13 protein-coding genes are annotated in these 13,387 nt (G+C 61.8%); 5 read left to right on the forward strand and 8 right to left on the reverse strand.

Going from position 1 to position 13,387, the window contains the following annotated elements:
- Positions 1 to 67: 67 nt before the first annotated feature.
- The 7 genes from AAHK20_RS19050 to AAHK20_RS19080 all read right to left on the reverse strand — a co-directional run bounded on the left by AAHK20_RS19050 (position 68) and on the right by AAHK20_RS19080 (position 7,504).
- On the reverse strand, positions 68 to 460 hold the full coding sequence (locus AAHK20_RS19050) for an OmpA family protein (protein ID WP_449183063.1): 393 nt from the start codon (positions 458 to 460) through the stop codon (positions 68 to 70).
- 84 nt (positions 461 to 544) lie between these two features.
- Entirely contained in the window at positions 545 to 1,201 is a 657-nt protein-coding gene (locus tag AAHK20_RS19055; RefSeq protein WP_449183064.1) for a M35 family metalloendopeptidase, read from the reverse strand.
- Positions 1,198 to 1,770: a PAAR domain-containing protein gene (locus AAHK20_RS19060; RefSeq protein WP_449183065.1), complete on the reverse strand. Its 573-nt coding sequence runs from the start codon at positions 1,768 to 1,770 to the stop codon at positions 1,198 to 1,200. The genes AAHK20_RS19055 and AAHK20_RS19060 overlap by 4 nt, the downstream gene beginning before the upstream one ends.
- A gap of 332 nt (positions 1,771 to 2,102) precedes the next feature.
- The gene (locus tag AAHK20_RS19065) at positions 2,103 to 3,434 is read right to left on the reverse strand and encodes an LLM class flavin-dependent oxidoreductase (RefSeq protein ID WP_449183066.1); all 1,332 of its coding nucleotides are present in this window, start codon (positions 3,432 to 3,434) and stop codon (positions 2,103 to 2,105) included.
- Complete coding sequence (locus AAHK20_RS19070) at positions 3,431 to 4,816, reverse strand: MmgE/PrpD family protein (RefSeq protein WP_449183067.1); 1,386 nt, start codon at positions 4,814 to 4,816, stop codon at positions 3,431 to 3,433. The genes AAHK20_RS19065 and AAHK20_RS19070 overlap by 4 nt, the downstream gene beginning before the upstream one ends.
- 193 nt (positions 4,817 to 5,009) lie before the next feature.
- Complete coding sequence (locus AAHK20_RS19075; RefSeq protein ID WP_449183068.1) at positions 5,010 to 6,317, reverse strand: MFS transporter; 1,308 nt, start codon at positions 6,315 to 6,317, stop codon at positions 5,010 to 5,012.
- Positions 6,314 to 7,504: a M20 aminoacylase family protein gene (locus AAHK20_RS19080; RefSeq protein ID WP_449183069.1), complete on the reverse strand. Its 1,191-nt coding sequence runs from the start codon at positions 7,502 to 7,504 to the stop codon at positions 6,314 to 6,316. The genes AAHK20_RS19075 and AAHK20_RS19080 overlap by 4 nt, the downstream gene beginning before the upstream one ends.
- A 225-nt stretch (positions 7,505 to 7,729) precedes the next feature.
- Between AAHK20_RS19080 and AAHK20_RS19085 the strand changes: the two genes are divergently transcribed.
- The 4 genes from AAHK20_RS19085 to AAHK20_RS19100 all read left to right on the forward strand — a co-directional run bounded on the left by AAHK20_RS19085 (position 7,730) and on the right by AAHK20_RS19100 (position 12,044).
- The gene (locus AAHK20_RS19085) at positions 7,730 to 8,686 is read left to right on the forward strand and encodes a LysR family transcriptional regulator (RefSeq protein ID WP_449183070.1); all 957 of its coding nucleotides are present in this window, start codon (positions 7,730 to 7,732) and stop codon (positions 8,684 to 8,686) included.
- Positions 8,687 to 8,932: 246 nt separating this feature from the next.
- Positions 8,933 to 9,508: a GNAT family N-acetyltransferase gene (locus AAHK20_RS19090; protein WP_449183071.1), complete on the forward strand. Its 576-nt coding sequence runs from the start codon at positions 8,933 to 8,935 to the stop codon at positions 9,506 to 9,508.
- Between the two features lie 459 nt (positions 9,509 to 9,967).
- Complete coding sequence (locus tag AAHK20_RS19095; protein ID WP_449183072.1) at positions 9,968 to 11,578, forward strand: tetratricopeptide repeat protein; 1,611 nt, start codon at positions 9,968 to 9,970, stop codon at positions 11,576 to 11,578.
- A gap of 7 nt (positions 11,579 to 11,585) precedes the next feature.
- On the forward strand, positions 11,586 to 12,044 hold the full coding sequence (locus tag AAHK20_RS19100) for a GNAT family N-acetyltransferase (protein WP_449183073.1): 459 nt from the start codon (positions 11,586 to 11,588) through the stop codon (positions 12,042 to 12,044).
- A gap of 109 nt (positions 12,045 to 12,153) precedes the next feature.
- Here AAHK20_RS19100 and AAHK20_RS19105 read toward each other — a convergent pair whose 3' ends face one another.
- Positions 12,154 to 13,056: a LysR family transcriptional regulator gene (locus AAHK20_RS19105; RefSeq protein ID WP_449183074.1), complete on the reverse strand. Its 903-nt coding sequence runs from the start codon at positions 13,054 to 13,056 to the stop codon at positions 12,154 to 12,156.
- Between the two features lie 193 nt (positions 13,057 to 13,249).
- Here AAHK20_RS19105 and AAHK20_RS19110 point away from each other — a divergent pair, with 193 nt between their 5' ends.
- Positions 13,250 to 13,384, forward strand: coding sequence for a DUF3563 family protein (locus tag AAHK20_RS19110; protein WP_449183075.1), 135 nt, complete (start codon positions 13,250 to 13,252; stop codon positions 13,382 to 13,384).
- Positions 13,385 to 13,387 lie beyond the last annotated feature (3 nt).

The raw sequence follows: 13,387 nt of genomic DNA on the forward strand, positions 1-13,387 counted from the left end.
GCGCTAGAGTGAGTGCCCCTCTACGAAAGTCGGGGCGACTCGAACCGCGAAAGGCGAAAGAAGCGCCTTATTTCACTTGGCAGGGGCATTCGTGCGGACAGCCAGGAAGGAAGTCAATTTCTACGCGCCGACCATTTTCTGGAATTCCTTCTAGATGTGATGGCTTATAAAGCTTTGCATCTACATCAATGGGTGCTCTGCCAAGCCCAAATGAAGTTAGAAGCCGCTTAACGTTCTCCGCGCGTTGCACCGCCAACGAGTTCGGCTCGTTTTCATCGGATTCAGCAAGGCCGCCGACAGCCGTGCGCTCAAGATTTGGGTATTTGATCTGAAGGTCTATCGCCCAATTGGCGAGCTTTACGATTTCCTTTCCTGGCACATTGGCAGAATCCCTGTCAAAAGAAACATCTAATGAATGCACAGGAGAACACGCAAACGCCCCGGATGTGATAGCTCCCATTAGGGCGCATGCTAACCTTTTAACCATAACGATATGAATTCCAAAGTAGTCTCTCGTGACATGAAACGAGCCGTCATTCCGGTCTTAGTCTTCGTAAACTATGTATCCGGCAATGCTGTCCGCGTTATCTATCGCAAGTTCAGGATGCGTCTTGGCAAATGTCAAACACTCGCGCATAAAATATTGATGATCGTGCGATCCAAACGTATCGGAAAAATGAGTGCACTCGTGAATCAACGTGGAAAGCATTGAATCTTTCGAACTAGACACAGCGCGCATTTCGCAAAAATTCGTGTGTATGCAAATTGTATGTGTCGCGGTATCAGGGCCGCAAACGTGCGCTACGACACCATCTGGATTCTTATTATTCGGTGTGCAACCGAGATAACGATCTAGTTCCGCTGACTGACGAACGAAGTTCTTTGGCTTGAGTTCGTGCATGACACGGATTACTGCCGAAAGACCAACTATCAGGCGCTGCCGAATCGTTTCATCGCCCGAGCCGAACCAAGTTACGACACGTTGTTGCTCTGCTGGACCCCACCCACGCAAATCGGCGAGCCGCACCTCAATCATTTGAACTGCCCTGTCGCGTAACGTCATGACCTTACGGCGAAATTCCACATCTGTCATGTTCGGACAGATGGGCGGCCCCTCGAGTGACAGAAAAATATTCACGTTAGAATCGGGCTTGGTATTGGCTACGCCACTCCCCACTTCTACCCAGTCCTCCCCGCTCATTCAAAGCTCCTTTGTCGTATTTCCACTCGCAAACTTTCAACACCACTGACCTGTACCCGCTGTGTTCGACCGTTTTCATCAGTCATCCCGCCGTACACTGCGCCCGAACTCGACGTGATTCGATAGACGACACATTTCAGTGGATTGCCGGTTTGTTGATCGCGCAACGTGAACTGCTCGTCATGCCGAGCGAGTTGTTCAGCGAAGCTTCGCAGCTGCCCAGTAGACTCGCTTGCCACGCTCCCACCGTCGGGCAAAATCTTGCACTTTCTGCCGTAGATCGGCACGATTCGCGGATGCCGCTCGCACTTGCAAATGACCAAATCTCCGCCGAGCGCCTGTTGTCTGCCACGCTGCTTGTCGTTAATCCGCTTTTTCGACGGCGAACCCGGTGCGGCCACAATAGTTCCAGCAGTCTTGCACTGGGAACACCACGCCTTCTGGCCGAGGTACGCCATCCTGCGATACTTGCCGTCTTCACCCTGGATATTGCCGATTGGCCCGCCTTCGATCACGCGGCCTCCACTGTCCAGCGGATCGTCTTCGACGGCTGCGTAGAAAATGGTCATCGTTTCCCTCACTCGTTCACGTTCTCGACGTTCATCCGCTGCGAACCAATAAGGCAAGTCCGCCTCCTACCTTTCGACAGGGCGGTCAGACAGAATCGGGCGACGTAGTACGTGGATATGTTGTCGGACGGATTGAAAGGCTACGCGTGCATTGAAAATGCACGTCGCTTTGGATACCTTATTACTTTACCGACGTAGGTAACCGCTTGTCTATGAGACGAATCTCAATTTGGCGATTCTTTGTATAAGGTCAAAGCGCATACGTATCGCCAACAGATGTCAGCAATACGTATGCGCTTTGGTTCACACAGTGTGTTGCGCGCGCCCCCGCCTCACCCCACCGCATATCGGCTCACCGGCCGCCGCAACCCAAGATGCTCCCGCAGCGTCGTCCCCGAATACTCGGTGCGAAACAAACCGCGCCGCTGCAACTCCGGCACCACCAGCTCGACGAAATCATCAAGCCCGCCCGGAAAATACGGCGGCATGATGTTGAAACCGTCCGCCCCCTCACCGACGAACCATTCCTCCAGCGCATCGGCGACCTGCACCGCTGTGCCCCAAACGATCCGATGCCCGCGCGCGCCAGCGACAAGGTGATAAAGCTCGCGCAACGTCAGGTTCTCGCGGCGCGCGAGGTCGGTCAGCAATTTAGCTCGGCTCTTCAACTGCTCCGATTCGGGCAGATCCGGCAGCGGGCCATCAAGCGGATACTTCGACACATCGTGGCCGAGCCGGTCCGACAACAGCGTCAACGCGCCGGACGTATCGGTCCACTCCTGCAGTTGCGCGTACTTGTCCTTGGCTTCCTGCTCGGTGCGCCCGATGACTGGGAACACACCCGGCATCACGTGAAGCTGCTCGTTCTCGCGGCCGTACTTCGCGAGCCGCCCCTTGAGATCGCGATAGAACACGCGCGCTTCGTCGAGCGTCTGCTGCGCGGTGAACACCACTTCCGCCGTGCGCGCGGCCAGCTCCTGCCCCGGCCCCGACGAGCCGGCTTGAATCACCACCGGATGCCCTTGCGGCGGACGCGACGCGTTCAAAGGCCCGTTCACCGAGAAGAAGCGTCCCTCATGCGCGAGCGTATGTACTTTGTCCGGATCGAAGTAGATGCCGTTCGCTTTGTCGCGCACCACGGCATCGTCGTCCCAGCTGTCCCACAGCCCTTTGACGACGTCGACGAACTCGCCCGCCATCTCATAGCGCAACGCATGATCGGGGTGATTGCCGCGCGTGAAGTTCGCCGCAGTGCGATCGTAGGACGTAGTGACGACGTTCCATGCGGCGCGGCCTTGGCTCAAATGATCGAGCGACGCGAAAGCGCGGGCGATGTGATACGGCTCGCTATAGGTCGTCGACGCCGTCGCCGCGAGGCCGATATGACGCGTGCCCATCGCGAGCGCCGACAGCAGGCACAGCGGCTCGATGCGCATCGCCATCGACGGATGCGCATCCGCTCCGCTCGTCAGGCCATCGGCGAGAAACACCATGTCGAACTTCGCGCGCTCGGCGGTCTGCGTGATCCGCTGCATCAGCGCGAGATTTTCGCTGCCGGATTGCGCGTCGGGATGGCGCCAGCCCGCGACGTGATGACCGGCGCCCTGGATGAAGAGCCCCAGGCGCATCTGGCGCACGCGGGAAACGGGTTGCGATTGACTCATGCTTGGATATCGGTGAAGGCTTGGAATACGGATGCGAGATCGTCGGCGCTTTGCATCGTCTCGATCGCGGCGGGCAATTCGAGCAATGCGGGTGCGTGATTGACCGCGTCGGCGAATTTGGCGTGCAGGTCTGCGGCGCTGACGAGACGATCGGTTTTGTGGCTCACCGTCGCGCCGTTCTCGAGCCTGATCTCGACCACCGAAAAACGCGTGGCCGGATCGGTCGACGCACGCGGCGCAGCGTGATCGTGCTGGCGCGTCACGCGTGCGGCGAGCGCGATTAGATCCGGGCGCACCGGCACGTCGGCGAAGGTGGCGACACCGGCGTGCCCGTCGGTCAACGCAGCGGCCAGCGCATATTCGACGCTGAAGCGCGCTTCGAGTCCCGTTACGGGCAAGTGCTTAAGGAGCGGCGTGTCGCCTGCGGGCGGAAAGTTGACGGTGATCCGTTCGATGTCGCTGACGGCGAGCCCGTGTGCGGCGCGCAGCGTCAGCGCGGCGTCGAGCGCGTAGTGCGTCGCGGTACAGCACGGCCACCGCTTGAAATACAGCCCCGGAGCGACGATCTGCCAAGGCGCGCCCCAACCGTCGAGCACGCGTTGCGGCGCTTGCGCGCCCGCGCCGAACACCGCCAGGAAGCCGGTCGGACCGTCGAGCGCCGCGCGCGAGCCTTGCAAGCCCTGCGCAGCAAGCTGCGCTGCGAAGAGACCGGCACGCGCCGCCTGACCCGCGTGCAGCGGCTTCGCTTCGCTGCCGAACTGCAGGCGCAAGCCCGCAGACTGCGTCGCGGCAAGGCCTAGCGCATTCTCGACAGCGTCCGCATCGAGACCCAGCAGATGAGCAGCCGCTGCAGCAGCGCCCAGCGTGCCGAGCGTCGCGGTGTTGTGAAAGCCCTGCTCGTAATGGCGGCTGCCGAGCGCGAGTCCGAGCCGCGCCATCGTCTCGACGCCGACCACATAGGCCGCCAGAAAATCGCGCGCACTGCTGCGCCGCGTCTGCGCCAGTGCGAGCAACGCGGGCAGCAACACCGTGCCCGGATGGCCGCGCACACTGCTATGGACGTCGTCGTAATCGAGCGCGTGACCCGCATAGCCGTTGAGCAGCGCAGCGTCGAGCACGCCAACTGTCTGCGGATAGCCGATCACCGATGCCTCGCCGCGGCTGCCGCCGGCGACCACGGTGAGCAGCTTGCGATAGCCTGCGTCGTCGGCGCCGGCAAACGCAGCCGCCAAAAAATCGAGCAGGCCGCGACGGGCAGCGGCGATCGCGTCGACATCGTCGAGCGGGTTGGCGGCGGCGATCGCGGCAGCCAGCCCGCGCGTTACGTGACTGGTTTCGTCACCGGCGGATTCGGCAACGGGAGATTCGGAAGAGATGGACATGTCGCGTGAGAGAAATCCTGCGTAATGCACGTTGTGCACGTCGTGCACGTGAAACGGTCGTGCAGATGCTAACGAAGGCACTTCCCTGCGACAAACAAGATTTCCCGCTTTCGATATCGTGTTTAGAGCGATGCAACAGCAGCGACCCACGCCGCTGCGCTGACGTCATATCCGTGCAAAGCATCCAACGCGTTCAATCGAGCGCTTTATTGCCGGTCTCCTCGAACATCGAAACGGCGATGAGCGAGATCAGCACACACCCGATCATGTACCACGCCGGCGCCATCTTGCTGCCGGTCGCGCGGATCAGCCAGCCCGCGACGAGCTGCGCCGTGCCGCCGAACACCGAAACGGCAATCGCATACGCGCTCGACATGTACCCCGCGCGCAGATGCTTCGGGAAGTTTTCCGGCATCAGCGCGTAGGCAGGAGCTGAGCCCATCGTGTAGCAGAGCATCAGCACGATCAGCGCGGCGAGCACGACCGGCAGCGACGGAAAGTGCGTCATGATCCAGAACGCCGGATACAGCAGCAGGATCAGCGCAATACGGCCGATCACCGTGAGCGGCTTGCGTCGTCCCATGCGATCCGACCACGCGCCGTAGATCGGGCACATCACGAGCGAGATCGTGCTCGACGCGACGCCCGCCAGCATCGACATCTTCGGCGGCAGGCCGAGATACTGAATGCAGTACGTGGGCATGTAATACATCATCACGTAGGTCGATACCGACATGCCCATGATCGAGAAGATCGTCAGAAACCAATTGCGCACGTACAGGCCGCGCTTAGGATCGTCGTGGCTTGCCACGGCCTTGGCCGCCGGAGGCTCCTCTTGAATGTGGCGGCGCAGGTAGATGCCGACCGGCGCGATCAGCGTGCCGAGCAGGAACGGGATGCGCCAGCCCCAGCTGTGCATCGTCTCCGAAGACAGCAAGAAACCGAGGCTCGCCGCCAGGCCCGAGCCGAGCAGCGCCGCCGCGCCTTGGCTCGCGAGCTGCCAGCTCGCGCGAAAGCCACGGCTCGCCGAGCCGCCCATCTCCAGGAGCGTCGCGGTCGCGGCGCCGAACTCGCCGCCTTGAGCGAAACCTTGCACGAGACGCGCGATCACGATCAGCGCCGGCGCGGCCAGCCCGATCTGCGCATACGTCGGCGCGAGGCCGATGGCGGCGGAGCCGATCGCCATCAACAGGATCGTGAGCGTGAGCGCGGGCTTGCGGCCCGCACGGTCCGCATAGCGCCCGAGCACGATGCCGCCCAGCGGACGCATCACGAAGCCGACGGCGAACACCGCGAAGGCGAGCAGCGACGACGTGATCGGATCGTCGGCCGGAAAGAACAGGTGGCCGATCGTCAGCGCGAAGTAGCTGTAGACGGTGAAGTCGAAGAACTCGAGCAGGTTGCCGATCACCGCCGCCAGCACGATCTTGCGCTGCAGGGCGGGCGTCATCGGCGGCGCTTCAGAACCCGCGCCGGAAAGCGTGTCCGTCGCGATGTTCATGCGCGCTCCTTGGCTAAGAAGCGTTCGACGAGACGTGTCCAGAATGCGGCGCCAATGGTCAGGTTGTCGTCGTTGAAGTCGTAACGGGCGTTGTGCAGCATCGGCCTGCCTTCGCCGTTGCCGAGCCGCACGAAGCAGCCGGGGCGCTGCTGCAGGTAATACGCGAAGTCCTCGCTGCCCGCGATCGGCGGGAACGGCGCGATGACGTGCTCCGGCCCGACCAGCTCGACGGCCACCTGGCGCGCGAACTCGGTCTCGGCCTCGCTGTTGACGAGTACCGGATAGCCGCGGATGAAGTCGATCTCGGCCGTCGCGCCGTAGGCTTGCGCCTGCGAGTCGACGATGGCGCGGATGCGCGCTTCGAGCGTCTCGCGCACCGTCGGCGAGAACGAGCGAACGCTCAATTCGAGCACGGCGTCCTCGGGAATCACGTTCGGCGCGTGACCAGATTTGAACGAGCCGACCGTCACCACGGCGGCTTCGTTCGGATCGACGTTGCGGGCCACCACCGTTTGCAGCACCATCACGATGCTGCTGCCCACCACGATCGGATCGACGGCCAGATGCGGCCGCGCCGCGTGGCCACCGCGGCCGACGATACGCACCTTGACGGTGTCGCACGCGGCCATGAGCGGCCCCGCGCGAAAGCCGAACGTGCCGACCGGCACGCCCGGATGATTGTGGAGTCCGAAGATCGCGTCGCACGGGAAACGCTCGAACAGGCCGTCGGCGATCATGCGCACGGCGCCGCTGTCCGAGCCGGCCTCTTCGGCCGGCTGGAAAATCAGGTGCACGGTGCCGTCGAAGCGGCGCGTCTTCGCGAGATGCTGCGCGGCGCCGAGCAACACCGTGGTGTGGCCGTCGTGACCGCACGCGTGCATCTTGCCGTCGTGGATGCTCGCATAGTCGAGGCCCGTCTGCTCCAGGATCGGCAACGCATCCATGTCGGCGCGCACGCCCACCGTGCGCGTGCCGCTCCCCGCCTTCAGCGACGCGACGAGCCCATGCCCGCCGACATTGCGCGTCACCTCGTAGCCCCAGGCTTCGAGCTTGTCGGCGACGAAGCGCGACGTGTCGGCTTCCTCGTACGACAGTTCGGGATGCTGGTGGAGGTGATGACGGATTTCGTCGAGTTGCGGACGGGCTTCTGCGAGATCGGCGACGGTGCAGTAATGGCTTTCGCTCATGGTTCGGTGCGGCTCCTTCTTGGACGCGTGCGCAATGAATGCGGCGGATAGGCGGTGGATCATGGCGGCGAAAGGAAAGTGTCAGGCACGAGCCGCCAACGATTCCGGCCGAGTATTGCACCGACGAAAAATTCGACCGATGACAGAAACCCGTCGAAAATGTTGCCTTTGAGGCAACGATCGGCGTGGCGGCGCAAGCCGCACCCACGCGGGAGGGACGGCGGGATGGGCAAGACGGATCACGGCGCGAGTGCGCCGGCGGACAGAGACATCGACGAGATCGGCGAGCGGTCGCTGCGCTACCTCGCCGAGATCGCCGCCACCGGAGGCGTGCGGATGGCCGCCGAGGCGCTCGGCGTGAATGCATCGGTGATCAGCCGGCAGGTGGCGGCGCTGGAGCGGCGGCTGCGCTTTTCGCTGATCGAGCGGCGCGGGCGCCACGTGGTCGTGACCGAAATCGGCCAGGTGCTCATCGACCACTACCGCGACGGCCAGCGGCGCCAGCGCGATCTGGCCGCGCGGCTGGAAGAGTATCGGCACCTGAAGCGCGGCCGGGTGGCGCTCGGCGTCGGCGAGGGCTTCATCGGCAACCTGATCGCCCGCGCGCTGCAAGGTTTTTCGAGGACCTATCCCGACATCCTCGTCGAGATCCGCTCGGGGCCGACCCCCGTCGTGCTTTCGCTGGTGCGCGACGATGTCGTCGACATCGGCTTGTGCGCGCGTTCCGCCGACGACCCGGCCATGCGCATTCATCCGTTCGCGGCGAGACCGCTCTGCGCGGTGGTCGCGCCGTCGCATCGCTTCGCGAAGATGGCGATGGTGCCGCCGACCGAGCTTGCACACGAGCGCCTCATCTTCATGACTGAAGCGTTTGGCGTGCAGCACTTCGTGCAGTCGCTGCTCGACGACGTGCGGCTGAACGTGATGCCCGCCTACCGCGTAGACCTGTTCAACACGGCGCAGACGCTGGCGGCTGCGGGTCTCGGTGTCGCGTTCATGTCCTCGATTACCGCGCGGCGCGGGATCGAACTCGGCGAGCTGGTTGCGGTGCCGATCGACCACCCGATCGCGGCGGGGTTCGCGAGCCAGATGATGACGCGCGTGGGGCGGCGGCTGTCGCCGGCGGCCGATCATTTGTGGAAGCAACTGGCGCAGAGTTTTATGCAAGGCGGGGGGAAATAGATCAACCGCCGTCCGCTTGTTCTCTGCCCGATCAGGCGAAGCACTCCGACTCCGACTCCATCACCACACTGCCCATTGGCGGGGACCTGGCGGCATCGTTACGCGCCCTCGGGTTACGAGAGGTTACATAGCGTGGTTTTCGTAAACGCTAGTAAATATCCGCGCAGAGGCGCCGATCAGATCGGCGCACTGGGTTGCTATGCTTCATTCAGTCGTTATCGAAGCCAGTCAACGCGCGACAAACCCATGCCCCCACTCTTTACCGACGTCTACGTCCCTAAGGCAGCCCGCGTTCAGCTTCGCCCAATCGAAATGTCCGACGCCCAGAGGTTTTTCGACATCTGGTCTGATCGCGAAGTGATGCGCTTCTACGACATAGCACCGCTAAACAGCGTCGATGATGCCCGGCTGCTTGTCTCCGCTATGGTTAAAGAGCTGGCGGAAGGATTAAGTGTGCGCTGGGCCATCGTGTCGACACGCAGCATGCGTTTCATCGGCTCTTGCGGGTTTAGATTCGATTCCAAGTTCAATTCGGCAAGTATCAGCTTCGAATTGGAACGTGATGCGTGGCGACAGGGCTTGATGCGCGAAGCCCTGAACGCGGCAATTACGCATGCCTATGAGCATTGGTATATCAACCGCATCCAGGCGGTAACGTGCCTCGACAATCACGCCTCGATCCGGCTTCTAAGAAGCTTGGGATTTGTTGAGGAAGGCGTAATGCGGCAGTGGGGTTACTGGAAGGATGCATTTCACGACGTCCGCCTTTTCTCCCGGATCAGGGCCGATCAATGGGCAATTCAGACATCGATGCCTGCGTGAGGTCACATGCTGACGGATGGCCGCAGGCTGTTCTAGTGTGATGCCCGCTCTACAGGTTCAGTTCATTGCGATAAGTGTCACGCGTGCTGCTGGCCTAATGGAGAAAGTGAATACTGCGCATCCGTGAGTACGGGCGGCCCCGGTCACCTCATCCAGGGCGAACGTCTGCTTGTCAGGTTCGGCTCTTCCGTGAGTTCGCGAGCCAGATGATGACGCGCGCGGGTCGGCGGCCGATCAATTGTGGAAGCAGCTGGCGCAGAGGTTTGTGCAAGGCCGGGGAAATAGCGTCGACGTGTAACCGTTCGACGGTCGCTGAATCTCGCCGTCAAATTCATCTTGCACTGAACTCCCCCCTTCCTCAAGAACGTTAAAGATCTGCCGTTAAATAGGCTTTCGTATCGTGCCGATCACGTCGGCGCGGCGCCTGCGATTCTCAGCGCACTCTCTCCGAAACACGCTATGAAAAACAACAACTTCGGCCACCGCGTCACGCTTGTCGCTGTCGCATTGTGTCTATCTGCATGCGCACACACCCCCGCCCCGTCGGCCACTGGCGCCAACGCCGGTCCCAATGCGAACGCCGGTAATGCCATGAACGCCGCGAGTATGGCGAATGCGTGGGACAACGTACCGCCCGACGTGCAGGTCGCTTGCCGGGGCGTAGGTGCTGCATCGGTTGAGGGGCGGCTCGCGGACGCAGCCGAACTCGCGCGGCAGTGCCTTGCCTCGCACAGTGTGCCGGTCTCCTCCAGGGTAGCCGTGCTGCAGCAGCTGGCGCTGCTCGAAAGCGCGCTTCATCACGCCAACGCTGCCCTCGACGCGCAACGAGCGGCGATCGACCTCACGCCCGCGCCAACCGATCTTCAGCTTTTCTCTCTCGCCAAGCTGTACGAAAACGATCGCCGCTACGAGGATGGCCTCGCGACCCTGGACCGAATCCGGGCGGCGCACGAGACGAAGCAAGATCTGGATAGCACATTCGGCGCACCGTACTATCTGGTGCTTGGCCGCCTGCTTTCAGACACGGGGCATCACCAGCAAGCGATCGACGCCCTATCGAAGGGCATTTCTCTCGCGCCCGCGCTTGCCGGTTCGTATGCCCTGCGCGCCGCGGAGCGCGAAGCCGTTGGCGACATGGCGGGCGCACGCGACGATTACGTTCAGTTTGCGCGCTGGGCGCCCGAGCCCGCCATCGACGCGGCGTTGCAGACGAAGCTGTCCCAGTTGCATATCGATCCGGCAGCCGAAAGACAGCATCCGTTCGGCGCGGCGAATCCATTGCGCGAATACGCCGAGCAGTCGCTCAAGACCGCTCAGCACTCGCTGACGACGGCCTCGACGTCACAGGAAAAGGCCAAGGCTTATGGCGATATCTCGGTGTACCTGGACGATACGAACCGCCATGAAGAAGCGCTTTCAGCGATCGATAAGGCGATCGCATTAGCGCCAAACGACACCCACTTGCAACAATCGAAGATCACCACACTTGTCGATCTAAACCGGGTCGATGATGCGATCACGCTCGCCGCCCCGCTGCTCTCGCAGATGCATGGCGAGCTGGCGGGCGCGGCCGAGCCGAACTCCGTCTATAAGAAATACGTCGAAGCGATGGGGTCGTCCGCCTGGGCCTACCTGCTCAAGGGCGACTGGACTCACACCATCGCCCTGCTCTCGGACCTCGCGCGCGGCTCCGATCCGTTCGATCAGGACTACCTGGCCTCGCTCTACTTGTATGCCCGCGCACGCAGCGATGGCGCGGCGCCCACGGACGCGTACTTCGAGGATTACATTCGCCGCAACCAACAGCCGCTGTTCGGTAACTATCGCCGCTGGCTGCTGCTGTACATGCAGGGACGCATGTCCATCGACCAAGTCTATACGCAGGTCATCATCATCCCGGATGGCGCCGCGCTTGAGAATGCCCTTGCCGAAACATGGTTCATGGCGGCTGCCTATGAACGCTTCGTCAAACATGACGATGCTGCCGCTCGCGGGTACGTGGGCCGCTTGAACGATCTGAAGCCCTACGGAACCAACGAGTGGAACATGGCCACGCGGGGCGCCGTATGATGGCGGAATGACAAAGCATCCCGATCCCCGACCCGCCACTCTCGCCGACCGTCAAGCTATCGAGGAGATCGTCCGAGACGCCTACTCGCCCTACATCGATCGTATCGGGCGGCCGCCGGGACCGATGTTGGACGACTACGAAGCTTTGATCGCCGCGGGCCGAGTCTATGTTGTCGAACGGGAAGGCGCCATACAAGGGCTTGTCGTGCTCATTCCGGAGCCGGATGCGATGCTACTGGACAACGTGGCCGTAGCACCTTCCGCCAAGGGAACAGGAATAGGCCGCAGCTTGCTCGAATACGCTGAGCGCTCAGCCAGAGCGGCAGGCTACCGCATCCTCAGGCTCTACACCCACGAGACCATGACGGAAAATATCGCGCTTTACTCTCGCATCGGCTATACCGAGACGCACAGGGCCGAGGAGAAGGGCCTGAAGCGGGTATTCATGGTCAAGCGCTTGGCTTGATTCTTCAGGTGATCCAGTACGAACTGAGTGACGGGAGCGTTGCTTGCCGTTTTGCCCTCCTCGCAAGCGCCCCATTCTTTAGCATTGCCCCTTGCCGTCAACGGCATCGCTAACCGAGAAGCCGCGATGCCGTTCGGACAATTTCCTCGACGAACACCTTGACCGTTGGGTGGTTACGCTCGCCGCGGCGATAAGCGACGAAGATCTTGCGACGAACCTCTGGCCTCAGCTTGATCCATGACACGCCGACCGGCGAGCGTAGCATTCTGAGTCCGGGGGCGATCGACACCGAGCAGCCGGAGGCCACCATCGCTTCAACCATCTCGGAGCCACGACATTTGGCGTTGACCTTGGGCTCATATCCGGCGCGGCGGCATAAATTGGTGACGACGTCCCCCCAGCCACTCCAGGTCGATTCGATGGCCCAGGTTTCATTCCGAAGATCGGTTACGCTCACAGACGGCCTTTTGCTCAGCGCATGATCGGCCGCGACAGCAACGTAGAGCGCATCCTCTGCGACCTGCACCGCCCCTACGCTTTCTTGACTATCGCCCACCACGACCGAGAGATCGTCAATCAGGGCGACGTCCGTTCGCCACGACTTCAACGCCGTCAGCCCCTCAATCGGATCGAATTCTTCAAGAACAATCTCCAAGCGCGGATAGGCGTGCTGCAACGCCTTGAATGTCTCGGGCAGCACCGCCGACGCGATCGACGGAAACGCCGCGACGCGCAGCTCGCCCGCTATCTCGCGCCGCAGCACCGCCAATTCCGAGCGAGCCTCGTCCAACACGACCATCACGCGTTCGGCGTAGCCCACTAGCGCATGTCCGGCGGGCGTAAGCCTCACTCCGCGGCCAATGCGCTCCGTGAGCTCGACACCGGCCTCCTCTTCCAGTTGCGCGATCTGCTGCGACACCGCCGACGGTGTCAGGAACAGAGCCTCCGCGGCCGCTGCCATCGTGCCGCACCTCGCCAGCTCCAGCAGCGCCCGCAGACGCCCGACTTCCATGATTTTTCCCCTCGATGAGCCATGGACATTCGACAGAATTGCTAATGTATTAGATCAAAAAAGATCAATATACATAAGCATATCCATTGCCTACGATTGAGTTGCAGATCGGCGCCAGAGAACATCATCGAGACATAGGCGCAGCGCCGCGGTAGGACGACGGTGTCCCACGCGCAACCTCTTGGAGATTGTCATGCTTGCCTTTCTTTTCACGCAGATTAGCCACTGGCTCGAGCACATCGAACAACAACGCAACGACGAGTACCTGCTGGGCGCACGAGACCTGGCCGAACTTGAACGCCGCATGCGCTTGCTGGACAGAGACTGACCG

The organism is Trinickia camelliae, from assembly GCF_053525655.1.